We start from the raw sequence: 25962 nt of genomic DNA on the forward strand, positions 1-25962 counted from the left end.
TTACGCTGCTTCGGCCGTGTCGCCGGTCTCGGCTTCAAAGGCGATCAGCTCGCGTGCGGCGGTGAGCGCGCGATAATAATCGCCCTGCGCGATATCCTGTGCGAAGCGGATGCAAGTGCTGCGGGCCTCGCCCGAATGGAGCGACGCGATCAGCGGGCCGACCAGCGCGACGACGGCGTCCTGGTGCTGGGTCCGGTTGGCCGGATCGATATAGGCGAGCATTGCGGCGAAATAGAGCTGGCGGGCGGGCGTGGTCGCCTCTTCGGGCTGCATGACCTCGCGGCCGCGCAGGATCGAGACCTGGTTTTCGACGGCAATCTGGGTGCGGCCGACCGCGCGGAGCACGGCACCGTTTACGATGGCTTTCTCGCCGTCGCGAAGCGTGATGCGGAGCATGAAGGCAAACCTTTCTTGGGTGTCTGCCTGCATTATAGGAAGAAGTTGCCAGCGAGGGCCGAGGACCCGGCAAATTTTGCCCAGTCGAAGTGCGAGTGGGGTTTGCGCGTAGGGTGGTGACCATTCAGAACTGTGCAGCGACGCGGTTCTTTTGTCCGTTGCTCCGGCCTGCCCTCGATCCCGCTTCTCGCCGTTGGTGCGTAGCTGCCGCTACCCGCTGAATTGGCCGGCTCGGGTGGAGAATGCGCCGTCGACCCACGCGGGGCGTATCAGGCGCAGACGTCGCAAAAGGACTTCGCATCGTTGGGCGCGGCAACCCTTATCCTGCGCTGGCCGAGAAGAAGCGGAGCCCGCTTCGAGGCCGGGGCAACGGCAACGGGCATGTACGCAACGGGCGCAGGCTGGCGCTCCATCCGAGTCAGGGTCGTGGCAACGCATCGTCACCGCGCATTTTCTCCCGGCCAAATCCGGTCCTCCGCGGATTTCGTCCTAAAATACGTCTGTGTGGCCTGCGCGATCGATCCGCGGGCATCCTAGGGAGTGCATGATTTGAGCCTCTATTCCGCTCTTTACGCCGGCGTTTCGGGCCTCGGCGCACAGGCAAGCGCGATGGCAACCGTCGCGGACAACATCACCAACATCAACACGGTTGGCTACAAGGGCGTCGAAGCCCAGTTCAAGACGATGGTGACCGACGGTCGCGCCAAGAGCAACTATTCGGCCGGCGGCGTCGTCGCTGCACCGGTCACCCAGATTTCCAAGCAGGGCCTGCTCCAGGCCTCGGGCAGCAGCACCGATCTCGCGATCGACGGCGGCGGCTTCTTCGTGACGCGCACCGCTTCGAACGGTGGCGGCGACGTTGCTTACACCCGCGCCGGCTCGTTCAAGCCGGACGAGGAAGGCTTCCTGCGCAATCCCGCGGGCCTGTACCTCTATGGCTGGCGCCTCGACGCCGAAGGCAATTACACCAACACCGGCAACATCAATCAGCTCGAGCCGGTGCGCGTGAGCGACCTGACCGGCACCGCGACTCCGACCACGCGCGTCCAGGCCCGCATGAACCTGCAGTCGACCACCGAGAACTACACCGGTGCCTATACTGCCGGCGACATGGCCAAGGGCACGGTCACCCCGCAGTTCACGCGTTCGTTCGCGGTCTATGACTCGCAAGGCGGTTCGCACCAGGTCACGATGGGCTATATCAAGACCGGCGCGAACACCTGGCAGAGCGAAATCTTTTCGAACCCGGCGACCGACGTCACCGCCACCGATGGCCTGCTGGCCAGCGGCACGTTGAAGTTCAACCCAGACGGCAGCCTCGACAAGTCTGGCTCGACCGCGGCGCTGTTCGGCCCGCTCAACGTGACCTACACCAACGCCGCGGCGTCGGTGCCGATCACGCTCGCGCTGGGCAGCGACGACGGTATCGACGGCCTCACTCAGTTCGGCACCGAGAGCTCGCTGATCTCGTCGAACGTCGATGGCGGCATGCTCGGTAACCTCTCGTCGATCGAAATCAGCAAGACGGGCACGGTCAACGCGATCTTCGACGACGGCACGACGCGCGCCGTGTTCCAGCTGCCGATCGCGACCTTCCAGAATCCGGACGGTCTCACCCGCATCTCGGGCAATGCCTATACGGTCAGCAAGGGTTCGGGCGGCGTCACCTTCAACGAGCCGGGTCAGCTCGGCGCGGGCTCGCTCGCATCGAACTCGCTCGAAGCTTCGACCGTCGATCTCGCCGGCGAGTTCACGAACATGATCCGCTTCCAGCGCGCCTACAGCGCGTCGTCGAAGATCATCACGACCGTGGACGACATGCTGCGCGAAGTCAGCGATCTGAAGCGCTAAGCGAGGGATAGAGGGGAATGTCGCTCAACGAGGTGCTCGGATCCGCCGTATCCGGCCTGGCAGCTGCCCAGGCCGGACTGCGCGCGGTGTCGAACAACATCGCGAACGTCGGTGTGGCGGGATATGCGCGCGAGCGCGTCAACCTCAGCACCGGCGTGGTTTCCGGAGGCGTCAGCGGCGTCGTGGTGGGCGAGCCCACCCGCGTCGCGGACAAGTTCCTCGAGGCGACGGTGTACCGCCGCGCGGGCGATTATGGCCGCGCGGAGGTCAATGCCAACTATCTCGACCGGCTCCAGGCGTTGCTGGGCGAGCCGGGTGCGGAGTCCGGTCTATCGGCTCGGCTCGACCAGGTGACTGCGTCGGCCCTGGCGATGACCGGCTCGCAATCGTCCACGCAGACAGTGGCGACGTTCACGGCGGATGTGCAGGACGCGATCACGTCGATGCAGCAACTGAGCAGCGATGTCTCCGGCCTGCGCAGCGACGTGGAATCCGAAGTCGGTTATTCGGTCGACAAGATCAACACGCTGCTCAAACGCATCTACGACCTCAACGACACGATCTCGGCCGCGACCGGCCTTGGCCGCAGCGCCGGCGGCGCCGCCGACCAGCGGATGAGCGCGATCGAGGAACTGAGCGGCCTGATGCATGTCACCGTGCGCGAGCAATCGGACGGACGCGTGCAGCTGGAGACGGCCTCGGGCGCGACGCTGCTCGACAAGCGGCTGCGCCAGCTTTCCTATCCCAATTCGGGCGAAGGCACCTCGCAGCCCTCCTATCCCGCGATCGAGATCCGCTTCGCCAACAACGACGGCACGATGGCCGCCTCGACCGGCGAGAAGCTCGATTCCTCGGCAGTCGGCGGCAAGCTCGGCGGCCTGATCGACTTGCGTGACCGCACGTTGCCGGCCTTTTCCGAAAAGCTCGGCACGTTGTTTTCAGGCCTGTCTGAGGCGCTCAACGCCGTTTCGAATGCCGGCAGCACCGTGCCGCCGCCCGCGAGCCTCGACGGCCGCCAGACTGGCTTGATCGGCAGCGATCGGCTGGGCTTCACCGGCGAGGCCACCTTCGCGGTGACCAAGTCCGACGGCACGCTCGTCGCCAAGACCAAGGTCGATTTCGACGCGCTGGGGCCGACGGCTACGATCGACGACATGATCTCCGCGATCAACACGGGCCTGGGCGGTTCGGCAACGGCGAGCTTCACCGGCGGCAAGCTGAGCATTACGGCGAATGGCACCGGCAACGGCGTTGTCGTTGCGCAGGACGGCACCGATCCGAGCGCGCGCGCCGGCGTGGGCGTGTCGCAGTTCTTCGGCCTTAACGACATGGTGAAGAGCGACACCAGCACGCTGGTGCCCTCTGGCCTCAACGCCAGCGATCCGCATGGCTTCGCCACGGGCGAGACCACGCAGATCGTGCTGCGCGATACCTCGGGTCGCGCGCTGACCAGCTACACGCTGAACCCGACTTCGGGCGGCACGATGGGCGACCTGGTCAACCAGCTCAATTCGAGCAAGCTCGGCGATTATGGCGACTTCTCGCTCGACGATCGCGGGCGGCTGCGTTTCGACCCGATCCCCTCGGTCTCGGGCGCCGCGCTCAGCATCCCTTCGGATTCAACGAGCCGCAACGGCTCGGGTGTGAGCTTCTCGTCGCTGATGGGGCTGAACGGCGCATCGAGCGGCCTGGCGACCGGGCAGGTGCTGCCGCAGGTGCTGGCCACGCCGGGCAAGCTGCCGCTCGCACAGTTTCAGGATACCGCCGCAGTCGGTGCCAAGGCGCTGGGTGCGGGCGACAATCGTGGCGCGACTGCGTTCGTCGACAAGCTCGCTTCCGCGATCGATCTCGGCAAGGACGGCAAGATCACGCTCGATCGCTTCTCGAGCCAGATGCTGGGGGGCGCCGGCCTGCAGGCGAGCCAGGCGCAGGGCAGCCTTGCCGACGCCTCGGCGCGCCGCGACGATGCCGTCAACCGGCGCGATAGCTTCTCGGGCGTCAATATCGATGAGGAGCTTTCGTCGATGGTGGTGCTCCAGAACAGTTATTCGGCGGCCGCTCGCGTGATCACCACTGCGAGCGAAATGTACGACACTCTAATTGCCATGATCCGCTGAGGAGACAGAAGATGACTCGCGTAGCCACCATTCCGCTCCAGCGGACAATGTCCCAGGCGATCCAGCGCTCGCAGGAAAAGCTTGCCGTCACCCAGCAGCGCCTCGCCAGCGGCAAGAAGGCGACCGACTTCGCCTCGCTCGGTACCGAGACAGTGCGCAATCTGTCGGCGCACAGCCTGCTGGCGCGCCAGGACGCGCAATCGACTGTGTCGAAGCGCGTCGGCACGACGCTGTCGCTCTATCAGGGCCATCTGGAGAGCATGGAAAGCGCTGTGGGCGGCCTCAAGACCGACATCCTCAACGTGATCGGCACCGGCGATGCCGCCGGCCTGCAGGAAGCGATCGAGACGGCATTCGCCCAGTTCCGCACGTCGCTCAATTCCAGCGAAGGCGGCGTGCCGCTGTTCGGCGGCGCGCAGACCGACGGCAATCCGTTTGCGCCCGATTCACTGGCTGCGGTCGCGACGACCACCGCCGACGACGCGTTCAAGGATGACGGCGTCCGCGCCAGCGCGCGCGTGGCCGATGGCGTCGACGTGACCTATGGCATCACTGCGGCGTCGGTGGGCAAGGACCTGTATGCCGCCTTCCAGACGCTGGCCCAGGCCGGCACGATCGGCTCGAAGCCGACCGATGCGCAACTTGACGCGCTCAAGCAGGCGATCGGCCAGCTTGGCACGGGAATCAGCAGCCTCCAGGCCGTCAACGCGGACAATGGACGCAAGCAGAATCAGGTCGAGACGCTCACCAGCCGTGGCGAGGATCGCTCGCTGCTGCTCCAGGGCGTCATCGAGAGCAACGAAGACGCCGATCTTGGCCAAGTCGCGATCGACCTCGCCCAGCAGAAGACGATGCTCCAGGCGAGTTATTCGGTGTTCTCGCAGCTCTCCGACCTGAGCCTGGTGAGCTACCTCTAACCAAGCGCCTCCGCGCTGCAATTTCGAAGCCCATCCCCGTGACCGCGGGGTGGGCTTTTTCACGGGCGAACGGGCTGCCGCAATGGTTGCTCGCTGCCCGCTTATGGCAGTATGTGCTTTCCTTGAAGGGGTGCTCCCATGTCGCGCGCGCAGCGCCTTCTCGACCTGATCCAGTTGCTGCGCCGGCATCGGCGAGCGGTGGCGGGCGCCGTCCTGGCCGAAGAGCTCGGCGTGTCGTTGCGGACCATCTATCGCGACGTAGAAACTCTCAAGGCTCAAGGCGCCCATATCGAAGGGGAAGCGGGGTTGGGCTATGTACTCCGGCCGGGCTTCATGCTGCCGCCGCTGATGTTCTCCGAAGAGGAAATCGAAGCGCTGGTCCTGGGCTCGCGCTGGGTTTCGGAGCGCGCGGATGACCTGCTGGGAAACGCCGCGCGCAATGTGCTCGCCAAGATCGGCGCGGTACTTCCCGACGACCTCAAGTGCGGCATTGAGACGTCGGGTCTGCTGATCGGCCCCGGCGCGCCTATCCTGGCCCGAGATGGCGAACTCGCCGCGATCCGCCAGGCGATCCGGTCCGAGCACAAGCTCCAGGTAGCGTATGCCGACGAAAAGGGGCAGGCCACGGAGCGGACGATTTGGCCGATCGCATTGGCCTTCTATGACAGCGTGCGGGTACTCGTCGGCTGGTGCGAGCTGCGCGCAGGCTACCGTCATTTCAGGATCGACCGAATTGCCCGGTTCGACTGCACGGCTGAGCGGTATCCACGCCGCCGCGCCCGGCTGCTCAAGGAGTGGCATGCTGTCGAAGGCGTTCCGGAACAATGAGCGCATCGCGCGATGGCTGCTGACAAAAACTGACAGGGTCGCGGCGTAATCCCTTCTCGTCGGCACCGATCCCCGGTGTCACGATCCGAGAGGGGATTTTATGGCGGACTTCAATTTCCTGCTTTTCCACGTACGGGACCATGTCGCCAGCGCCGCGCTCTACCGCGACCTGCTCGGCATCCCGATCGTCGCACAGAAGACGGATATCGCGATCCTGCCGCTGCGCGATGGCGTGATGCTGGGCCTGTGGTCGCGCGAGACGGTGGAGCCGGAGAGCAGCGGGCAGCCCGGCGCAAGCGAGATCGCATTTGCGGTTGCGGACGCTGCGGCAGTGGAAGCGATGCATGTCGACTGGCGCGGGCGCGGTCTGGCCATCCTTCAGGCCCCGACGCAGATGAGCTTCGGCATCACCTTCGTCGCATGCGATCCTGACGGTCACAGGCTTCGTGTCTTTGCACCGCCGGCGCCGTGACCGGCTCATAAGGAACGGGGGCCGTTCCTCGATTGGAGAAACGGCCCGTTCTTGTGGCTCCCTCGCGGGATTTCAGTCCTCAGCCCTCGGCGTCGAGCAGGTCGCCGATCGAACCCGCCGGGCTCGCTTCGGGGATCGCGGCCATTGCGGCGCTGAGCGTCGCGGGATCGACCGCGCCGGGCTTTCCGGTGAGCACCTCGAACGCCTGGCCGCTCGGCAGCGTCTTGAATGCGGCGCCATATCGCGTGCGCAAGGCGGCTAGCTTGTCTTCGCGCGCTAGCATCCCCAGCGCAACGGCCTGGCGGAGCACGGCGGCCTGGCCGGGTTCGCTCAGGCCCTTTGCGGCGGGAAGACGCGGCTCGTTCTCAGTGACGAACGCGCCCCAATCCTGGCTCCGCCAATGGATCTCGGCGCGCAGCGCAGTGGCGTCGGGAAGGCCTTCCAGCGCAGCCATCGCCGCTTCGTCCTTGCCCATCCGGTGCAGCGCGACCGCCTCGATCCGCTTGCGCTCCTGGCGCATGCCATCGCTATAGCTTGGCTGCTCGGTGGTGCGGATCACGTCGAGCGCACGCTCGGGATGGCCCGCGAGGATGTGAAGCGCGGCGACCTTTGCCGAGAGCGGGCCCTGCGCCACATCCTGGCGGCGCTGGGTGAGCTGATATTGGAGCAGCTCGGCGGCGCGGCCATACAGGCTGGCGCTTTCGAGCCGGTCGGCCAGGCGCAGCGCGAGCGCATCGCCTTCCGGGCCCGACGGCGCAAGCTCGCGATAGTCCCAATAGATGCCGGCGGCATCGGGCAGCGACAGCCCGGTCTCGGGCGCGAGCGCGCCGGCGAGCGTCGTCTGGAGTGTCGCGAGCATGGGCCCGGCCTCGGCGCCCAGCTTGAAATAGCGGAACAGCGTCGCGCCAGCCTGGAGCTGGCCGCGCAGGTCGTGCGCGGCGAGGGCGAGCTTGAGCTGGAGGCGCAGCGCGCGCTCCTCGATCCTGCCACCGCGCCAGCCATAGCGCAGCGCGTCGAGCTGCTTGGCGGCCGAGGCGGCGCCGAGCGTGTTGGCGCCGATCTGCGATTCGATCATCGCCAGCCTGGCTTCGGCGACGTCCTCGGGATTGCCGCTCTTCGCGGCGCGCTCGAGGCGCAGGCGTCCGCCCTGGGCATCGCCGGTGGCGATCAGCGCACGGCCGCGCAGGACATTGGCGTCGGGGTCGCGATCGGGGAACAGCTTGAGCCAGGCGAGCGCCGGCTGGGGCTGGCCATCATCAATCGCGGCGCCGGCGGCGGCGAGTACGAAGGGCGCGCGCGCGGCGGGCTTGCGGCCGTTGATCGCGGGGATCGCGCAGTTGATCTGCTGGACGGCGTCATTCGCCGAGCCGGCATGCGCGAGCGCGCGCATCCGCCAGGCGCAGGCCTCGGGATTGGTCACCAGATCGCCGGTGCCCAGCGCCTGGACGGCTTCGGCATCGCGGCCGAGCAGCGTCAGCGCCGCGCCGCGCGCGAGCTGATAGGTCGAGACCAGCGCGAGATCATCGTCGCCCAGCGCCATGATGTCGAGCACGCCCAGCGCATCGGAACCTCGGCCTTCGCCGAGCAGGCCGAGGGCATAGTTCCAGCGGGTGAGCTGGCGCGTTTCGGGCTTGGCGACCGCGAGCTTGGCCCAGGCCGCGTCGCCGATGTCGCCATGCCAGCCCTCAACGCTGGTGATCGCCGGCATTTGCGCCAGCGTCGCGGCGAAGGGCGGCAGCACCGGCGAGGTTCCGGGCGCCTGGCTCGCGGGAGCGTGGGGAATAATGGTGGCGGCGCTGGCGACCAGCGCGACGAGCAGGCTACGCATCAGCCGGCAAGTCCCGAAAGCGCGATCAGAACGCCGCCGATCGTCGCGGACACAAGGAACACCAGGGCGCCGAGGATCGGCAGGCCGCCCTGTTTGGCCGTAACCTCGGCGGGCGCGTTGACGGCCGTCGCTGGAGCAGGCAGCGCGACGGCGTTGCCTGCCGCACCTGGTGCGCTGCCGGCGCTGCGGCGATCCTGGGAGGGGGCGTCGGCGACGACGCGCATCTTTCCGGGGCGTTGATCGTGGCTCAACTCGTCACCTTTTAATCATTCTCTCCTATTATAGAGGGATAGCCGCGCAGCTGCGGCTCGATCCGCGGGAGATTAGTGTTGCGTAACCGGAGCCTTGCCGCGCTGGCGTTGACCACCGCGCTCGTGCCCTTGCCCGGCAGCGGCGCCCGAGCATCGGGCGGCGGTGGCGGAGCGGGGGCCGGGGGCGTGTTCCTCGTGCCCATGGACGAAGTGACGGTGCCGATCATCGATGCCGATCGCGTGCAGGGCGCTCTTCGATTCAAGATCGTGCTCGACGGCGGCAATGCCGAAGCCGCGCACAAGGCGACCGAGGAACTGCCGATGCTGCGCGCGGCGACCGTGGCTGCCGGGCTGGAATTCGCGCGGCTGAACGCCTCTGGGCTGCGCGCGGTCGATGCCGAGCAACTTGACCACGATCTCACCACCGCGCTCAAGAGCGCCGAGCCCGCGCTGTCACGCGTGCTGATCGTCGAAGTCGCCGCCACCCGGAGCTGAGCGCGCGGTCATCCGGCAATCGTCCCATTGAGTGATGCGCTTCGCCGATATGTGTGGCGATCAGCGACGAGACGCCCGCATCACCCAGGCCGGACGGCTCCGACAATCAAGCGATCAGACATAAAAATAGGGAGCCGCGAGCGGCTCCCTATTTCGTTTCGCCCGAGCCCTACTTTGCCTTGCGTGGCGCTCCGGCGGGCGGCGCTGCGGCTGCCACCTGCGGGCGGCTGGAGTTTCTGCGGGCGAGCGCCATGCTCAGCGCTGCTGCCGCCTTGGGGGTCATCGCGGCCATGATCATCGCGGTCGAACGGTCGCGCATTCGCTGGGCGACCTTCATCTGCACTTCCATGTCGAGCTGCTCGAAGACCACTGCGGCAGCCTTGGGCTTCATCGCCTGGTAGATGCGGGCAAGGTCGTCAAATTGCGCGTCGGCGGCCTCGGCCGGAGCCGCGCCGTTGGCGGGCGTGGCGGCAGCGGGCTGCTGCGCGGAGACACTGGCCTGGAGCCGCGCTTCGGCGGCCTTCGCCGCCTGCTCGCGCAGGTCGAGTCCGCGCTTGCGGCGCGCCGCGGCGGCGTCGCGCTCGCTGATATCCTGCTCGATCGAGTTGCCGAGCCGCGTCTTGGGCGCCTGTTGGCCGTCCGGCGCCGCGATGCTCGCGGCGTTGGCGACCACCGCCAGGCCGGCGGCACCGGCGGTGAGCAAGAGGAGGGAGGGGCGGAACATCAGGCGGCCTCGGCTTCGCGCGGGGCGTCTTCCGCGGCGTCCGCAGGCTCGCCGACAGACGCTTCGGCGCGCTGCGCATTGGCAACGCCGACGGCGCTGACGATGCGTTCGCACGCCGCGTCGGCGATCCCGATCATGTCCGAAAGCTCGTCCCGCAGCCCGCGGGCCTGGTCGACCAGACGGGCATGCTGTGCGCAGTCGGTGCTCAGCGTGGCTTTCATCTCGGAGAGCACAGAGCGCGCGCCGACCGTCGCCTTTTCGAGCGCAGTCACTACTTCGGTAAGGGCGCCGTCCTTGACGGTGCGCAGGCTGCGCATCATTCGTACGCTCTGCACGAGGACGGCCATGCAGAGAATGATCGTCAGCACATTTGCGAGAAGTGCAAGGCTCATGCCTTCTTCCTTTCCTTCGAAACATTGGTGACCAGCCGCACTGCGACCTTGCCCGAACGTTGCCCGATCTGCGCCTGCGCGAGCGTGACGCCGCCGCAGGCGACGTCGAGCGGGTCGTCCGGGCTCTTGTGGAGCGCGATCGTCTGGCCGATTTCGAGCGCTTTCAGCGACGCGATCGACATCGGCTTTTCGCCGAGCAGGACATTGACCGTCACGTTGGTCTTGCGGATCTCCGCCGCCATATGCGCTTCCCAGACGCCGTCGCGGCCGCTCTTCTCGCCCATGAACCGCTGAAGAAGCTTGTCGCGAACCGGCTCGAGCGTTGCATAGGGGAACACCAGGGTGAACCGCCCGCCGCGTCCATCCATGTCGACGCGGAACGTAGCGATCGCGCAAATGTTCGACGACCCCGCAATTGCCGCAAAACGCGGATTGGTCTCGATGCGCTCGAGCTGCATGTTGATTGCTTCGATCGGGTCGAACGCCTCGGCGAAATCGTTGAGCGCGAGTTCCAGCATCCGCGAGACCAGCCCGGTCTCGATCGTTGTGAAGGCGCGCCCATCGATGACCATCGGCTGGTTGCCGCCGCGGCCGCCGAGCAGCGCATCGACCACCGCATAGATCAGGCCCGATTCGACGGTGATGAGGCCGTAGCTCTCCCACTCCTGGACCTTGAACACGCCGACCATTGCAGGCAGCGCGACGCGGTTCATGAACTCGCCGAAGCGGATCGAGGTGACTTCCTCGAGGCTGACGTCGATCGCGTCCGAAGTGAGGTTGCGCATCGAGCTGCCGAAGGCGCGGACCACGCGGTCACAGACCACTTCGAGCATCGGTAGACGCTCGTGGCTGATAACCTTGGATTCGATGACGGCGCGCAGGCCCTTCTTCTTCTCGACCGGGCCGCCGAAGTCGCCGAACAGCGCATCGATGTCCGCCTGATCGAAGCGGACGTCGCCCTCGGCGCCCATCGCAGCGACGGGCGGTTCGGGAAGGTCGAAGTCTTCGAGATCGATCATTGCTGGACCAGATCCTGAATGAGGATGTCTTTGACCATGCCGGTGCCGAGCGTGTCGGTGGCACGAACGAGCATTTCTTCCTTGATACGGAAGACCGCGGCCGAGCCGGCAAGATCTTCGGGGCGCAGCTCGCGCAGGAAGGGTTGATAGGCATCGAGCAGCACCGGCAGCTTTTCCTTGAGCGTATCTGCGGTTGCCTTGGTGCCCGGCGCGATCATGAAGTGAATCTTCAGGAAGCGGGCCTGGCCGTCGGGCGAACGCAGGTTCACCACCATCGCCGGCACATCGACCAGCGCGTCCTTGGTTGCGCCTTCGCCGCCCTCGCCATGGCCGCTGGCTTCCTCGGCCGGCGCCGCTTCCTCGGCCGAAGCCTCGGCGTGTGCGCTGCCACCGGACATCATCATAAAGGCACCGCCACCGCCGCCGAGCAGCAGCACGCCAGCTGCGGCACCGATGATGATCAGCTTCTTCTTCGACTTCGGCTTCGCCGCCGGCGCTGCGCCCTCGGCGCCCTCTTCGACGATTTCGGGAGAAGACATTTTGCCCTGATACCTTTCGAAATCTGCGTCCCGGCAACCCAGCCGGCTGATTTCTTCCTATTATAGAGGGGTCACCCGGCAATTTCTGCCTAGCGACACTTTTTTGAAGGATAGGTCCGGTGGACGTCTCTTCTTATGTATTGCTGAGCCAGGAACAGGCGCTGCGGCGCCGACTCGACGTTGCTGCGAACAATCTCGCCAACATGAATACGGTGGGATTCAAGCGCGAGCAGCCCGTTTTTCGCGAATATGTCGAGCAGAGCGACACGACGGTCACGCCGGAGGCGAAAAAGACCTCGTACGTGCTAGACTATGGCGCAGTGCACGATGCGTCGTCGGGCGCCTTCCAGCCGACCGAGAACCCGCTCGACGTGATGATCGAAGGCGAGGGCTATCTCAGCGTCGAAGCGCCGGGCGGAGGCACTGCCTATACGCGCGCAGGCTATATCAAGGTGCTCGAGAACGGCGATCTCGCTACGGCCGGCGGCCAGCGGATCCTGGGCGAAGGTGGCAAGCCGATCAGCGTGCCGCCCGAGAGCGCCGGCCGCCTGACCATTGGCAATGACGGCAGCGTCATGGGCCCGGATGGCCCGCTCGGCCGCCTCACTGTCACGCGCTTCGACGAAGCCGACATGGATCCGCGCGGTGATGGCCTGATGTCGGGCAACAACGGCCGAGAGCTTACCGCCGCCGAGACGTCGATAAAGTCGGGCGGCGTCGAAGGGTCGAATGTCAACGCGATCGTCGAGACCACGGACATGGTCGAGATCCTGCGTGCCTACCAGACCAGCCAGCATCTTTCCGAGAGCATCTCGGACATGCGCAAATCCGCGATCGACCGGCTCGGCCGCGTCAGCTAATTTTGAAGAGGGATTAAGTCATGCGTTCGCTTTCCATCGCCTCGACCGGCATGCTCGCGCAGCAGACCAACGTCGATGTCATCTCGAACAACATCGCCAACATGAACACCACGGGCTTCAAGCGCCAGCGCGCCGAGTTCCAGGACCTGCTCTACGAGAACATCAAGCGCCCCGGCGGCGCCACCGGTCCGGACACCAAGGCGCCTTCGGGCATCCAGATCGGCTCGGGCGTGAAGACCGGCGGCGTCTATCGCATCCAGCAGCAGGGTGCGCTCCAGCAGACCGACAATCGCTACGACGTGGCGATCACCGGCCGCGGCTATTTCCAGATCACGCTGCCCTCGGGCGACACTGCCTATACGCGGGATGGCTCGTTCGGCATTTCGGATCAGGGCGAACTGGTGACGCAGGACGGCTTCCCGGTGCAGCCGGGCATCACCATCCCGCAGAACGCCATCGACGTGACGATCTCGAAGACCGGCGAGGTCCAGGTCTCGGTGGCAGGCGATCCGCAGCCGCAGACCGTCGGCCAGCTCGAGCTCGCGACCTTCATCAACGATGCAGGCCTCGAAGCGAAGGGCGACAATCTCTTCCTCGAAACCTCAGCCTCCGGCCAGCCCAACGTCGCCGCACCCGGCGAGCCGGGCTTCGGCACGCTGAGCCAGGGCTTCGTCGAAGCCTCGAACGTCAACGCCGTGGCGGAAATCACCGCGCTGATCACCGCGCAGCGCGCCTATGAAATGAACAGCCGCGTCGTGAAGACGGCAGACGAAATGCTGTCGACGACGAGCCAGATGCGCTGATGAGCATCGTGCTCGCTTTCGCCCTCCTCGCCGGCGCGCCGGCCGAGGAGGTACAGGTCCCGGTGCTCGCGCACCCGGTGCAGAAGGGCGACCGGCTCGAAGCGAGCGACTTCGCGTTCGAGGGCCGCGCCCCGGCTGCGGCGCGCGGTGCCCTGGGCATCGATGCGGCGGCCGGGATGGAAGCCTCGCGCAATCTGCCCGCCGGGCTGGTGCTGCGCAGCAACGACGTGATGCGGCCCCAACTGGTCCGCCGTGGCGAGCCGGTGACGATCCGCATCGTCAGTGGGCCGCTGGTGATCACAGCGTCGGGCCGCGCGCTCAACGGCGGTGGCCAGAACGACATGGTGCGCGTGGTGACCACCGCCACCAACCGGACGATCGACGGCGTCGTCGATGGCTCCGGAACAGTCCGGATTGCAGCGCCCTAGCGGGCAGCATATTGTTTTACCGAGATTTTCGTTCCGGCGCGGGATGCGTCACGTAAATCGGACCAGGGGAATTAAATGCGTAAGATCATTCTCTGTGTGGCGCTTGGCGCCACGCTGTCGGGCTGCGGTGCGGTTGGCCGCCTCCAGCAGGTCGGCAAGGCACCCAAGCTCACCGATATCGCGCCGGTCGATGCGCCCGAACTCGAAGCATCGCTCGCGGCACCCGCCGATCGCGAGAACCGCCCGGCCAGCGCAGCGCCGCAGCAGCCTGCGCAGAACGCATCGCTGTTCCGTACCGGCGCCGGCGCCTTCTTCCGCGATCAGCGCGCGGCCAAGCTTGGCGACATCCTGACGATCAAGATCAACATCCAGGACAAGGCCGATATCGGCAACAACACCTCGCGTACCCGAGGCGGTTCGGAAACCGGCGGCGTCGGCGGCCTGCTCGGTATCGCGCCGGTCGCAAAGCTGCTCGGCGGCAACGCCAATGCGGCGCTGGAGACCAATTCGGGCTCGAAGTACACCGGCGGCGGCACCACTGCGCGCTCCGAGACGATCAACATGACGATGGCGGCGATCGTCACCAAGGTCCTTCCGAACGGGAACCTGATGATCCGCGGCCGTCAGGAAGTGCGAGTCAATTTCGAGATGCGCGAGTTGATCGTCACCGGCATCATCCGCCCCGAGGATATCTCTCGCGACAATTCGATCAGCCATTCGCAGATCGCGGAGGCACGCGTGATCTATGGCGGCAAGGGCCAGCTCACCGACGCGCAGCAGGCGCGCTGGGGCCAGCAGATCTACGACGCGCTGTTCCCGTTCTAAGCGCGGCTATGAGCGCGAAAAGTTGGGGAGGGCAGGGCAACCTGTCCTCCTTTTTCTTTGTCTATTTTCAATCGACTAGGCAAAAATTTCCGATCTGAACTTAACGCCTTGCTAACCATGAAAATATTCGCGGTTCGTTTTGGTCTTCCCGGATTTCTTCCCAGAATGAACCTGCAGGGCGCAAACGCGCTCGGCCGCGGGTCGGCGATACCGATCCGGGCCGCAGAAGCGGCTCTCCATCCAAGAAGGAATTTAACATGGCTTTTTCCGTTAACACCAACACCGGCGCGATGGCGGCTCTCCAGAGCCTCAACGACACCAACAAGGGCATGGCCCAGGTTCAGAGCCGCATCAACACCGGCCTGAACGTCTCGTCGACCAAGGACGACTCCGCTTCGTACACGATCGCTCAGGGCCTGCGTGGCGACATGGGCGGCCTCAAGGCCGTTTCTTCGTCGCTGAGCCGCGCCAAGAGCGTGACGGACGTTGCCGTCGCTGGTGCAGAGCAGATCTCGGATATCGTCAACCAGATGAAGGCAAAGGCCACCCAGGCTGCCGACGCTGGCATCGATAGCTCGAGCCGCGATGCGCTCAACCAGGACTTCGTGGCTCTGCGCGATCAGATCACCACGATCGTCAACTCGTCGGACTTCAACGGAACGAACCTTCTGAAGGCTTCGGGCGGCACCGTCACGGCCCTGCAGTCGCTGCAGGACTCGGACACGTCGTCGGCGACCACCTGGAACCCGGACTCGCTGAGCGTTGCCAACCAGGGTCTCGACCTTGGCGGCTCGACGATCACCGTTTCGGCTTCGGGCAAGATCGACTCGCAGGCGGCAGCGCAGGCGATGGTCGACACGCTGACCACGACGCAGACCAACCTGAAGACCACCCTGAGCACGCTCGGCGCGGCTTCGCGCAAGATCGACGCTCAGTCGACCTTCACCAGCAAGCTGTCCGACACCATCGAGGCAGGCATCGGCAATCTCGTCGACGCCGATCTCGCCAAGGAATTGGCCAAGCTGCAGGCTCTGCAGGTCAAGCAGCAGCTCGGTGTTCAGGCTCTGTCGATCGCCAACCAGGCGCCGCAGACGATCACCTCGCTGTTCCGTTAAGGCCAGACTTTTCCCTGGAAGTCTGCCTGACACGGGGGCCGGGATGGGAAACCATCCCGGCCTCTTTTTTACCCTTTGTTCGGGCTTGGCTTCGCCGCGCGTCTATAATGTTGGTGAGGCAGGAGATTTAGGTTGTTCCCCCGAATTCGCGAAATCACCGATGCATTTGGCGGCCGGCTCCGCGTCAGCGTCGAGGAGCACCCCTCAGGGGCGCTGGTCGTGCTCGAGCGCCCCGATCTGGGCGGCAAGCGCGTCCTTCTCGACGGCTATGGCGTCGATGTCCTTTCCGGCTACATCATGTCTGCGCGCCTTTCGGTGCCGCATCCGCTGCCCGACGAGCATGTCGACGGTCTGTTCACCACGCGCTTCGAAATGGGCATCGAGCCTTGCGCGTCGCTCACCCTCACCCAGCAAGGCAACCCTCCGGTCGAGATCCCGGCGCCGTTCTGGGATCGGCTCTATGCCGAGCTGTGTATCGTCGCAGCCCATGCCCGCGAACTCGGCCGCCGCGCCGAAGCGCGCGTTCATTGAGGCCCGGAGACGTGGCCGCATGACGCTTGGGAAGAGTACGTAGGGACAACACCGGAATACGCAGACCAGCACCACCTGGTGCATTGGGCGATAACGATAACAGGGGTCAGAGATGGGTCATCGCGCGTACAGCCAGTCGTTCTCGGATAGCTCGCCCAGCTACACAGTGGCGCTCACCGTTTCTGTCGACAATGCCGAGGCGCTGTGGAACGCCGCAGCGGAGCGCGCGATGAAAGCGGGGATGGCGCTGAGCGACATCCTCGATACCATCGGCCCGCGCGAGGATCCTGCGATCGCCGATTGCCTGGCGATGCTGACCGCGCCGGGCGCGATCGCCGGCTGTGCCCTTGAGAACTTCGCCGTCCGCGAAGCGATCGCGCCGGTCGCGATGGCAGAGCTGATCCAGCTCCCCGTAGCCGAACGCCACTTGGCGCTGCTTCCTGCCGCCAACGGCTGAGCCTTCCGTCTATCCGAAAAAATTAAGCTGCGGGCGCCTTGTGCGCCCGTTTTGCCTTGCAGCCGGCATATCTTCCACAAAAGCAAACGGCAGGCCGGAGAGGGGACCGGCCTGCCGTTCGTTTACTTGGGCACAAGCGGCAAGACCGCGACGAGGGACGAGCGGATCGCAGAGGGGATCGAAACGACCCGCCCGTCTCTCCTATTCATTATAGAAAGCAGGCACGTTGCCGACCGCCCGAGTGGCTAGGGTCGTCCCCGCTAAGGGTTAGGCCGTAGAGCGCCATCGTCGCCCTCGTCAGAAGGCAGAGAAGGTGGCCGGCCGGACAAGCCACGTAGACGAAGCCCCAGTACAAGGCATCGATGGGGCGGATCTCGGCCGGACGGTCAGAGGCCGCCTGTAATGCGCGAACGCGTTGCGGGATGAACGCCATGTCGCCTCGCGTGCGCGCGCCCGATGGACCTCCGCAGCGCCGGCGCTTCCGCGCGCGGCGGCGCCCTGCCGGGATGCGGAGATACCAAGGCTTCTCGCGTGGCAAGACCAGCCCAACGACCCCGCATGGCGATGAGCGCGCCGGCGGCTGCGAGCGCACGCCATTCCCGAGGCTGTTCCCGCGGCAACTCGAGTCGAAAAACCTCCCCGGGGCAAAGCCCCGGGGAGGCCAGTCTCCTGCGCTAGCGTTGTGTTACTGGCTGGCGCCGATGCGGAGCAGATTGGCCGACGCGACCTGCATGCCGTTGATCGTGACGAGGACATTGCCGCCGTCCAGCTGAACATCGCTGACCGTACCGATCGCGTGCGGAGTGATGGTCAGCGCGTTGCCGCCCGAATTGGTGCCCTCGAGCTTGATCGTATAGTTGCCCGCGCCCTTGGTCTGGCCGGTGCTGGTCTGGCCATCCCACGACAGTGTGCCAGCGGCCGCATTGGCTGCGACCGTGCGCGTATCGACAATTCGGCCATTGGCATCGGTGATCGTCGCGGTCATCGAGGCGACGTCGCGCGGCGCGGCCCAGCTCCACTGTGCCGGTGACGTGGCGCTGAGTCCCGCGGTGGCGCTGTCGGTCTCGACGGAGCGGCCGATCAGCGACGAGGCCTGAGTGAGGTTCTGCGTGCCGAGGCTCGACAGGATCGACTTGAGCGTCGTGTTCTGCTCGATCGACTGCTCGACCTGCGAATATTGCACGAGCTGCTGGGTGTATTGCGACGTGTCCATCGGATCGAGCGGGTCCTGGTTCTGCATCTGCGCGGTCAGCAGCTTCAGGAACATGTCGTAATCGGCACTCAGCTTAGTGCCGGCGGTGGTCGAAGTGTCGATGCCGGTTTTGCTGGTCGTGCTGGTGACAGTCGTCATGTGGGTTCCTCAGGCGATAAGGTCGACCTGCCCGTCGGCGCGGATCGCGCGATAGGCAGGGGCGGGTTCGAGATCGTCAGCGGCGGCCTGGTGCTGCGGCTGGTTGCCGCGCTGGGGCTGCTGCTGGGGCGAAGACTGGCCGCCAGTGTCGGCGCGCGCTTCGAAGCGGAAGCTTTGCGCATCCGTGCGAATGCCAGCCTGGTCGAGCGTGCGCGCCAGGTCGGGCGCATCCTGGCGGAGCAGGTCGAGCGCGTGCGCGCTTTCGGTGCGCACCGTCGCCTGAAGCTTGCCGTCGTCAAAGGCGAGCGTGATCTCTACCTTGCCGAGATGTTCGGGGCTCAGGCGGAGGCGCAGCGTCTCTTCGCCGGCTTCGACTTTCCGCGCGATCTCTACGCCGAGCGCCTGGCCGACATGGTTCGGGCGGGCGGCGATCACGGGTTCCGCGGCGATAGTGGGCGCTGCTTCCGCCTTGGCAATATGGCTGGTGCTCTGGGTGGCAGCGGGCTGGGCCAGCGCATCGACCTTGGCGGCGAAGCTCGCCTGCGGATCGCGCTGGGCGCTCTGGTCGTCGCCCTGGCCGGCATTGGCGGCATTGCCCTTGCCTTCCGCGATGCTGGCAACGGCCTTGGCATCGTTGGCGGTGGGCGCATTGGCCTGCGCGGCATCGGCCGTGGCGGTGCCACGCTTGCCGCCGATCGCGACCTGCGGTTCGGCGTCGCCCTTCACCGGCGTCGCGGCGTGGCGGATCGGTTCCGCGGCGACAGGGACTATCGTCTGCGGAAGCTGTACGACGGCGTCGGCCTGGGGCTGTTCACCCGTCTCGTCCTTGTCGGAGCGCATGGGCTTGCGCGGGCCGGTCGACGGCGTGGCCGTTTCGGTCTTGCCCGGCTCGGCGCGCACTACCGTCTCGGGCTTGGGCGCGACGGGCTCTGCGGTGTCGGCAGGCGCGGCGTCTACCAGCACGGGAGAAGCGCCGCTATCGGTCGCCGGCTTGGCGGGCTTGCCGGTTTGCGGCTGTGGCTGGGCCACGCCGGGCTGGGCGGCGACTTCGGTTTCGAGCGCCGGCTGCGCAAGTTCGGTGCCCGACTGGACCGCAAGCGGCGTCGCCACGGCGGTGCCTTCGGCAGCCACGGGTAGCGTGCTCGCCGTTGCCATCAACTGCGCGAGGTTGGTCGTGCCTTGAAAGGGGGCCAGCGGCGTCGCGGCGACGGGCAGGGCCGCGCCGCTATCGGCGAACTGCGCAGCAAGCGGGTTCGTCGGGTCAAGGATCGGCGTGGCGGACGCTGCATTGCTGCCTTGCAGCATAGCGCCCAGAGCCTGCGCAAAACCGGCCTCCGCGCCCGTGCCGCCAAAGGCGAAGGGGAGCATGCCAGGCCCGGCGGGCGAGGGGGAACCGAGGGTTGTGACTTGCATCCAGGCGCCTCTAGCTCGGCCCCTTAAGGGGACCGCCTTATCATTATAGGAGCGAAATCAGCCGACGGTGCCAAGCGCACGAATTCGGGCGCGCGCATGGATCTCGTTCTGCGAGAGAACCACCGTGGCCGGGCGCACGCGCTCGATGATCGAGCGGACGAACGGGCGGATCGACGGGCTGGTCAGCAGGCACGGGATCTCGCCGTCCTGCGCCAGGCGATCGTAGGTCTCGCGGATCGACTGGATGAACTTCTGGAGCGACGAGGGCGCCATTGCCAGCTGGCGGTCGTCGCCCTGGCCCAGGATCAATTCGGCGAAGGCCTGGTCCCATTCGGCCGACAGCGTCACCACCGGGATCGCGTCGCCGCGGACCTGCGATGCGCTGATCTGGCGCGCCAGGCGGCCGCGGACATGCTCGGTGATCTGGGTCAAGTTGCTCGTCAGCGGTGCGGCCTCGGCGATGCCTTCCAGGATCGTCGGGATGTCGCGGATCGAGATGCCTTCGCTCAGCAGGTTCTGCAGGATTCGCTGAACACTCGAGATCGAGACCTTTGAGGGGACGATGTCGGCGACGAGCTTTTCCGATTCCTTGTGGACTTCGGTCAGCAGCTTCTGCGTCTCGGTATAGGAGAGCAGGTCGGCGATGTTGTCCTTGACCAGCTCGGTCAAATGCGTGGTGATGATCGTGCCACAATCGACCACGGTAAGCCCGCGGAAGCCCGCTTCGTCGCGCAGCTCGCGATCGATCCACAGCGCCGGGAGGCCGAAGACCGGCTCCTTGGTCGCTTCGCCGGGCAAGCCGACCTGGCCGCCGCCCGGATTGATCAACAGCAGCTTCTCGAGCTTGATCTCGCCGCGCGCCGCCTCGGTCTCCTTGATCGTGATGACATATTCGTTGGGCTTGAGGCCCATATTGTCGATGATCCGGACCGAGGGAAGGACGAAGCCGAAATCGGTCGCCATCTGGCGGCGGAGCGCGCGGACCTGATCGTCGAGCCGCGGTTCGCGCTGTTCGTCGTTGATCATCGGCAGCAGCGCATAGCCAATCTCGATGCGGACCGCGTCGATCGCCAGCGTCTCCGAGATCGGACGCTCGACCACGGTGGTCTGTGCCTGCTCCTGCGCAGCGACGGCACGCTCCAGCGCGGCCTTGGCCTGCGCGGTCTTGCTCATCTTCCATGCGGCGAAGCCGGCAGCGGCCGAGAAGGCGGCGAACGGGATGAACGGCAGCCCCGGCATGAGCGCCAGCGCGCCCATCAGGAACGAGACCATGCCGAACGCCTTGGGATAGCGGCCGAGCTGGTCGCCCAGCGCCGCGCCGGTCTTGCCCTTGACGCCGCCCTTCGAGACCAGCAGGCCTGCAGCGACCGAGATGATCAGCGCAGGGATCTGGCTGACAAGGCCGTCGCCGGCGGTCAGCACGGTATAGGTGTGAAACGCCTCGCCGATCGGCAGGCCGTGCGAGACGACGCCGATGGTCAGGCCGACGACGATGTTGACCGCGGTGATCAGCAGGCCGGCCACTGCGTCGCCCTTCACGAACTTCGACGCACCGTCCATCGAGCCGTAGAAGCCGCTCTCGGCTTCCACTTCGGCGCGCCGTGCCTTCGCCTGGTCCTCGTTGATCATCCCGGCCGAAAGATCGGCGTCGATCGCCATCTGCTTGCCGGGCATCGAATCGAGGCTGAAGCGCGCCGCCACTTCGGCGATGCGGCCCGCGCCCTTGGTGATGACGACGAAGTTGATGACGATCAGGATCATGAAGATGGTGAGGCCGATGATGACCTCGCCACCCATCAGGAATTCGCCGAATGCGCCGATCACGCCGCCGGCGGCGTCCTTGCCCTCATGGCCATGCGTCAGGATCAGGCGGGTCGAGGCGAGGTTGAGGCCCAGCCGCAGCATCGTCGCCACCAGCAGGATGGTCGGGAAAGCGCTCAGCTCGAGCGGCTTCTCGATGAACAGCGAGGTCATCAGGATCATCACCGAGACCGTGATCGACAGGGCCAGGCCCATGTCGAGCAGCCAGCCCGGGATCGGCAGGATGAGCATCGCAATGATCGCGATCACGCCGAAGGCGAGCGCGAGATCACGGTTCGCGCCGAAGCGCTGCATCAGGTTGGTGACGGCGGGAGGCATATTCTATCCCCGAAAAGAGCGTAATCTTGCTTGCGCGTCAGAGAGCGGGCGAAACCGCGATCCCGGCTTCGATGAACGTCCGCAGCTTGTTGCGCATCGTGCGCACCGAGATGCCGAGGATGTTCGAAGCCGAAGTGCGGTTGCCATGGCAGCGCTCAAGCGTCTGGAGGATCAGCTCCCGCTCGACTTCTTCCACCGTGCGACCGACCAGGCCCTCAATGCGGATACGCTCGGGCTCGCCGGCGTCGAGATCGACCAGGCCGGCTCCGTCCGAATGGACGAGGTCGCCGGCGTCGATCTGCGCGCCGCTGGCGAGCAGAACCGCGCGATGGACGCAGTCCTCGAGCTCGCGGATATTGCCCGGCCACGGATAGTTGGCGATCAGCGTGATCGCCGCATCGGTGAAGCCGCGGACCGGCTGGCCGTCTGCTTCGGCGAGGCGCTCGGCGAAGTGGTTGGCCAGCTGGACGACGTCGTCGCCGCGCATGCGCAGCGAAGGCACCGCCACGCGAATCAGGCCGAGTCGGATGAGCAGGTCTGCCCGGAAGCTGCCGGCTTCGACCGCGAGGTCGAGATCGTGGCTGGTCGTGGCGATCAACCGCGCCTTGAACGGCACCGGCTCGGTGCCGCCGAGGCGCGTGAAGCGCTGCTCGATCAGGGCAGCCAGCAGCCGCGCCTGGGCGTTGGGTGACAGCGCGCAGATTTCGCGGAGCAGAATCGAGCCGTTGCCGGCTTCTTCGAAACGGCCAATGCGGCGTGCGACGGCGCCTGGAAAAGCGCCTTCCTCATGGCCGAACAAATCTGATTCGAGCACGTCGTTCGCCACGCCGGCGCATTCCGCGACAAGCAGCGGCGCGCCGCGGCCGGAGGCCTCGTGGATCGCGCGCGCCATGGTTTCCTTGCCGCTACCCTTTTCACCGGTGATCAATACTGGGGTGCCGCTGGGAGCGACCGCGGTAGCGAGCTGGAGCGCGCGGGTGAGGGCAGGGTGGTCGCCGATGTGGACCTGCGCCTTGCGCTGCACGACCGAGGCAATCGCCGCGGCGATCAGATCGCGCTGGGGCGGCAGCGGCACATAGTCGCGCGCGCCGGCGCGGATCGCGGCGACGGCGCGCTCGGCCGATGCATCGATCCCGCAGGCCAGCACCGGGAGAGCGAAGCGCTCGGCCCGTAGCGCAGCGATGAAGCCGGTGACATCGGCATCGACATCGATCATCACCAGATCGCCGCCGCCCTGGCGAAGCGCGATCAGCGCTTCGGCCGGGGTGTCTGCCATCGTGACGTTCGCGCCCGACGCCCGAGCCAGCTCGGCTGCAAGGCGGAACTCGCTGCCCGGTGCGCCGATCAGCACCATACGGATCGAATTCGACATCAACGGTCCGCCCGAACGATTTCAGTGAGCGTCACGCCCAGCGAGTTGTCGATCAGCACCACTTCGCCGCGGGCGATCAGGCGATCGTTGACGAAGATGTCGACCGGCTCGCCGACGCGGCGGTCGAGCTCGACGACAGTGCCGGCACCGAGGTGCAGCAGTTCGCCGACCGGCATGCGCGCCCGGCCGAGCACGGCCTGTACCTTGACCGGCACGTCATGGACGGCTTCGAGGGCTTCGGAGCCCAACGGCAGGTCATGCGTGGGTGCGCTGTCGAAATCCTCGAGAATGGGACCCGACTGCTCGTTGGTTTCGGCAGGAACGATGTTGTTGAGATCGATGTCCATGGTCATGTTCCTCGTCTTATCCGTTCATCCACTGGCGGATCACTGATGCCGCCTCGGGGGGCTCGCGGAGACCGCGTCGCCGATGCGCTTCAGCGCAGAAAGTTTGATGCGTCCGTCGATCTGGGCCAGCGCGATTTCCTGATCGAGCAGAGGCTGATCAGAGCCCGCCATGTTCTCGAGCTGCTGTATCGCATCGGCATCGCCACCTGCGGCGCGCTCGGCGAGTGCCAGCTTTTCGGCCGACTGGCTGGCGATCGCCTGGGCTTCCGCCGGTCCTTCGATCACGGGGAGGCCGGGGATGAACTTCGGCTTGAGCATCTTGAGGGCGATCAGGCCGACCGCGCCGATCACGATGATCTGCAAAAGGCTCCAGATCTTATCCATCGGCAGCGTCGACAATATGCCGGCGTTTTTGTCCGCCAGGCTGTCGTCACCGGTGAAGCGCATGCTCTCGACGACGACGCTGTCGCCACGCTCGGCATCCATCCCCACGGCGTTCTCGACGAGGCGCTGGAGGCGCTGCATCTGCGGCTGGGGGAGGCCCTTCTCGCCACCATCGACCATCACCGCGACGCTTAGGCGGGTGATTTTGCCCGGCGCGCGCAGCGTGACCGTCTTGGTCGAGCTATTGTCGTAGGTGGTGTCTTCCGAGGTCTGATTGCTGGTCGATTGCTTGTTGGGGCCGCCGGTGCCGGCCGCCTGGCCCTGCGCCTCGGGAAGCTGGTTGCCGACCGACGCGGTCTGCGGGCCGGCGTCCTGCTCACGGTTCTGCTCGCCATTCTCGACGCTGACCTGGCGCGCGATCACCTGCTTGTCGGGATCGAACAGGTTCGATTCCTCGCGGGTCTGGTCGCGGTCGATCTGGGCCGAGACTTCGGCGCGAACCTTGCCCTGGCCGACGATCGGCTCGAGCAGCGATTCGACTTCCTCGCGGAGCTTGGCCTCGACCGCCTGTTGGCGCTCGTCGGCATCGCTCGAGCCGCCGGTGCCGGGATCGCCGGCCCGGGCGAGCAACGCGCCAGTCTGGTCGACAACCGAGACCGCGTCGGGCGAAAGCTCGGGAACCGAGGACGAGACGAGATAGCGGATCGACGCGATCGATTCCGAGGAGAGGCGGCCCTTGGTCTTGACGGTCACCGCGGCAGTCGCCTTGCGGCTCTCGTTCGCGAACATCTGGCGTTCGGGCATGACGATGTGGACGCGCGCGGCGCTGACGTCCTGGATTGTCTGGATCGACTTGGAGAGCTCGCCTTCGACGGCGCGGGTCTCGTTCATCTTGGCGCGGCTCGCGGAAACGCCGAAGGGCTGTTCCTCGTCGAGCACTTCGTAGCCGATCTTGCCGCCCAGCTTCTCGCCCGCCAGGCTCATGCGCAGCTCGGCCAGCTTTTCCTGCGGCGCCATGATCGAGCTGCCGTCGGCGGAGAGCGTGTAGTCCACGTTCTGCGCCTTGAGCTTCTCGGTGATCGTGGCGGCCGCCGACGGATCGAGGTCGGTGTACAGGAAGCCCATGTCGGACTTGGAGGTGCGCGTTGCGACAAAGGCGAGGGTGGCGAGCAGCGCGAACGCCACGCCCCCCATCAGCATCAGCCGCTTAGGCCCGATCTGGGCCACGAATTTCTTGATCGCTTCCAAAGCCGCCCCACGCGTGGACCGGGGCGAAGTTGCCCCTCGATTCCATTATAGGAGGGTGGCAAGCGGCAGATTGTGCCGGGTGGAATTTTTTGCCTAGTCGGCGCGCCGCAATGGCATTCGAAGCGCAAAAGCCGCCCGTCCTGCAGGGCAGGAGGGCGGCCTATTATTCGTGGGTTGGGGCTCAGGCCGCCAGCTTCATGTGCGGCATCAGCGACTCGAGCTCGGCGAGAATCGCCTCGCGACGGGCCTGGGCATCGAGTGCGAGGCCGCCCTGGTCCCAGCCGATCCGCGCGTCGCCCGGCTTGAGCGTGACGTCACCGATGACGAACAGATTGAGCTTGCGCCGGTCGGCCGACTGGCGGGCGGCGATCTTCGTCTCGATCGCCTCGATCAGATCGGGATGGACGCGGATTTCGATCTCGGTGCCGCGGGCGACCTGGCCGAGCGCGCGGCTGATCGCCTCGTCGATCGTGTCCGCCGGGAAGGTCTCCAGCGCGCGGCCGGCCATCATGTCGGCGGCGACCACCGCGATTTCGGCGGCATCGCCGGTCACCCGCTCGGAAACTTCGGCGAAGCGCTCGTCGAGCGATTCGATGCCGGCGTGCAGCGCATCGACGGCGCTCAGCAGCGCGACGTCGCGCTCGCTGCGCGCCTGCTGCAGCCCGGCCTCGAAGCCCTCGGCGCGGGCCAGCGCAAGCTTCGCCTCGTGTTCAGACTTGAGCAGCGCGATCTCGGCGCGCAGCGCTACGACCTCGAGGCTGACATCGGCCGTGCTCGCGCCTTTCTCCGAACCCGAACCCGGCGTGACGAAGATGCGATCGAACGCGAAACGCTCGACATTGGGATAGCTCATGCGTGCT

26 protein-coding genes and 1 pseudogene are annotated in these 25962 nt (G+C 66.1%); 13 read left to right on the forward strand and 14 right to left on the reverse strand.

Annotated features, from left to right (window positions below; genetic code table 11):
* The gene (locus tag AB2M62_RS02085) at positions 1–396 is read right to left on the reverse strand and encodes a flagellar biosynthesis repressor FlbT (protein ID WP_404337377.1); all 396 of its coding nucleotides are present in this window, start codon (positions 394–396) and stop codon (positions 1–3) included.
* A gap of 609 nt (positions 397–1005) precedes the next feature.
* Between AB2M62_RS02085 and AB2M62_RS02090 the strand changes: the two genes are divergently transcribed.
* From AB2M62_RS02090 to AB2M62_RS02110, 5 genes are all read left to right on the forward strand, one after another.
* A complete protein-coding gene (locus AB2M62_RS02090; RefSeq protein WP_404339761.1) occupies positions 1006–2247 on the forward strand; it encodes a flagellar hook protein FlgE in 1242 nt (413 codons plus the stop codon).
* A gap of 17 nt (positions 2248–2264) precedes the next feature.
* A complete protein-coding gene (gene flgK, locus AB2M62_RS02095) occupies positions 2265–4364 on the forward strand; it encodes a flagellar hook-associated protein FlgK (RefSeq protein WP_404337379.1) in 2100 nt (699 codons plus the stop codon).
* A gap of 11 nt (positions 4365–4375) precedes the next feature.
* On the forward strand, positions 4376–5281 hold the full coding sequence (locus AB2M62_RS02100) for a flagellin (RefSeq protein ID WP_404337380.1): 906 nt from the start codon (positions 4376–4378) through the stop codon (positions 5279–5281).
* A gap of 138 nt (positions 5282–5419) precedes the next feature.
* The gene (locus AB2M62_RS02105; protein WP_404337382.1) at positions 5420–6109 is read left to right on the forward strand and encodes a helix-turn-helix transcriptional regulator; all 690 of its coding nucleotides are present in this window, start codon (positions 5420–5422) and stop codon (positions 6107–6109) included.
* Between the two features lie 100 nt (positions 6110–6209).
* Positions 6210–6581 (forward strand): VOC family protein, encoded by a 372-nt coding sequence (locus AB2M62_RS02110; protein ID WP_404337383.1) that lies wholly within the window; start codon positions 6210–6212, stop codon positions 6579–6581.
* Positions 6582–6660: 79 nt separating this feature from the next.
* Here the strand turns inward: AB2M62_RS02110 and AB2M62_RS02115 are convergent, their stop codons facing one another.
* Positions 6661–8409: a hypothetical protein gene (locus AB2M62_RS02115; protein WP_404337384.1), complete on the reverse strand. Its 1749-nt coding sequence runs from the start codon at positions 8407–8409 to the stop codon at positions 6661–6663.
* Positions 8409–8660, reverse strand: a complete 252-nt coding sequence (locus AB2M62_RS02120) for a hypothetical protein (RefSeq protein ID WP_404337385.1) — start codon at positions 8658–8660, stop codon at positions 8409–8411. The genes AB2M62_RS02115 and AB2M62_RS02120 overlap by 1 nt, the downstream gene beginning before the upstream one ends.
* Before the next feature lie 75 nt (positions 8661–8735).
* On the opposite strand from AB2M62_RS02120, the gene AB2M62_RS02125 reads away from it, so the two are divergent.
* Positions 8736–9155, forward strand: coding sequence for a hypothetical protein (locus AB2M62_RS02125; protein WP_404337387.1), 420 nt, complete (start codon positions 8736–8738; stop codon positions 9153–9155).
* 169 nt (positions 9156–9324) lie between these two features.
* On the opposite strand, the gene AB2M62_RS02130 is transcribed toward AB2M62_RS02125, so the two are convergent.
* From AB2M62_RS02130 to AB2M62_RS02145, 4 genes are read right to left on the reverse strand one after another with little or no spacing between them, the layout of a single operon-like run.
* Positions 9325–9879: a magnesium transporter MgtE N-terminal domain-containing protein gene (locus tag AB2M62_RS02130; RefSeq protein ID WP_404337389.1), complete on the reverse strand. Its 555-nt coding sequence runs from the start codon at positions 9877–9879 to the stop codon at positions 9325–9327.
* The gene (locus AB2M62_RS02135) at positions 9879–10271 is read right to left on the reverse strand and encodes a DUF6468 domain-containing protein (protein WP_404337391.1); all 393 of its coding nucleotides are present in this window, start codon (positions 10269–10271) and stop codon (positions 9879–9881) included. Before AB2M62_RS02135 ends, AB2M62_RS02130 begins: the two co-directional genes overlap by 1 nt.
* Entirely contained in the window at positions 10268–11290 is a 1023-nt protein-coding gene (fliM, locus tag AB2M62_RS02140) for a flagellar motor switch protein FliM (RefSeq protein WP_404337393.1), read from the reverse strand. The genes AB2M62_RS02135 and fliM overlap by 4 nt, the downstream gene beginning before the upstream one ends.
* Positions 11287–11829 (reverse strand): flagellar basal body-associated FliL family protein, encoded by a 543-nt coding sequence (locus AB2M62_RS02145; protein ID WP_404337395.1) that lies wholly within the window; start codon positions 11827–11829, stop codon positions 11287–11289. Before AB2M62_RS02145 ends, fliM begins: the two co-directional genes overlap by 4 nt.
* 119 nt (positions 11830–11948) lie before the next feature.
* Here AB2M62_RS02145 and AB2M62_RS02150 point away from each other — a divergent pair, with 119 nt between their 5' ends.
* The 7 genes from AB2M62_RS02150 to AB2M62_RS02180 all read left to right on the forward strand — a co-directional run bounded on the left by AB2M62_RS02150 (position 11949) and on the right by AB2M62_RS02180 (position 16848).
* Entirely contained in the window at positions 11949–12689 is a 741-nt protein-coding gene (locus tag AB2M62_RS02150) for a flagellar hook basal-body protein (RefSeq protein ID WP_404337397.1), read from the forward strand.
* A 20-nt stretch (positions 12690–12709) separates the two neighbouring features.
* Complete coding sequence (gene flgG, locus AB2M62_RS02155; RefSeq protein WP_404337399.1) at positions 12710–13492, forward strand: flagellar basal-body rod protein FlgG; 783 nt, start codon at positions 12710–12712, stop codon at positions 13490–13492.
* Positions 13492–13920 (forward strand): flagellar basal body P-ring formation chaperone FlgA, encoded by a 429-nt coding sequence (gene flgA / locus AB2M62_RS02160; RefSeq protein ID WP_404337400.1) that lies wholly within the window; start codon positions 13492–13494, stop codon positions 13918–13920. The genes flgG and flgA overlap by 1 nt, the downstream gene beginning before the upstream one ends.
* Positions 13921–13995: 75 nt before the next feature.
* Positions 13996–14745: a flagellar basal body L-ring protein FlgH gene (flgH, locus tag AB2M62_RS02165; RefSeq protein ID WP_404337402.1), complete on the forward strand. Its 750-nt coding sequence runs from the start codon at positions 13996–13998 to the stop codon at positions 14743–14745.
* A gap of 257 nt (positions 14746–15002) precedes the next feature.
* Positions 15003–15860 (forward strand): flagellin, encoded by an 858-nt coding sequence (locus AB2M62_RS02170; RefSeq protein ID WP_404337404.1) that lies wholly within the window; start codon positions 15003–15005, stop codon positions 15858–15860.
* 132 nt (positions 15861–15992) lie between these two features.
* Positions 15993–16391 carry a hypothetical protein gene (locus AB2M62_RS02175; protein ID WP_404337406.1) on the forward strand — a complete coding sequence of 133 codons (399 nt, stop codon included), beginning with the start codon at positions 15993–15995 and terminating at the stop codon, positions 16389–16391.
* Positions 16392–16503: 112 nt separating this feature from the next.
* The gene (locus AB2M62_RS02180; RefSeq protein ID WP_404337408.1) at positions 16504–16848 is read left to right on the forward strand and encodes a hypothetical protein; all 345 of its coding nucleotides are present in this window, start codon (positions 16504–16506) and stop codon (positions 16846–16848) included.
* Positions 16849–17533: 685 nt separating this feature from the next.
* Here AB2M62_RS02180 and AB2M62_RS02185 read toward each other — a convergent pair.
* The 7 genes and pseudogenes from AB2M62_RS02185 to AB2M62_RS02215 form a co-directional block, all read right to left on the reverse strand.
* The gene (locus tag AB2M62_RS02185; protein ID WP_404337410.1) at positions 17534–18199 is read right to left on the reverse strand and encodes a flagellar hook assembly protein FlgD; all 666 of its coding nucleotides are present in this window, start codon (positions 18197–18199) and stop codon (positions 17534–17536) included.
* Positions 18200–18208: 9 nt separating this feature from the next.
* Entirely contained in the window at positions 18209–19612 is a 1404-nt protein-coding gene (locus AB2M62_RS02190; protein ID WP_404337412.1) for a flagellar hook-length control protein FliK, read from the reverse strand.
* Between the two features lie 57 nt (positions 19613–19669).
* Positions 19670–21751, reverse strand: coding sequence for a flagellar biosynthesis protein FlhA (gene flhA / locus AB2M62_RS02195; protein ID WP_404337414.1), 2082 nt, complete (start codon positions 21749–21751; stop codon positions 19670–19672).
* A gap of 37 nt (positions 21752–21788) precedes the next feature.
* Positions 21789–23123, reverse strand: a complete 1335-nt coding sequence (locus AB2M62_RS02200) for a sigma-54-dependent transcriptional regulator (protein ID WP_404337416.1) — start codon at positions 23121–23123, stop codon at positions 21789–21791.
* Positions 23123–23470 (reverse strand): flagellar motor switch protein FliN, encoded by a 348-nt coding sequence (fliN, locus tag AB2M62_RS02205; RefSeq protein ID WP_404339763.1) that lies wholly within the window; start codon positions 23468–23470, stop codon positions 23123–23125. The genes AB2M62_RS02200 and fliN overlap by 1 nt, the downstream gene beginning before the upstream one ends.
* 16 nt (positions 23471–23486) lie before the next feature.
* Positions 23487–25102 (reverse strand): annotated as a pseudogene (gene fliF, locus AB2M62_RS02210) (flagellar basal-body MS-ring/collar protein FliF).
* Positions 25103–25283: 181 nt separating this feature from the next.
* Positions 25284–25955 (reverse strand): FliH/SctL family protein, encoded by a 672-nt coding sequence (locus AB2M62_RS02215; protein ID WP_404337418.1) that lies wholly within the window; start codon positions 25953–25955, stop codon positions 25284–25286.
* Between the last annotated feature and the right edge of the window lie 7 nt (positions 25956–25962).

The sequence above is a fragment of the Sphingomonas sp. MMS12-HWE2-04 genome, from assembly GCF_044881185.1.
In the GTDB taxonomy this organism is placed as follows: domain Bacteria; phylum Pseudomonadota; class Alphaproteobacteria; order Sphingomonadales; family Sphingomonadaceae; genus Sphingomonas.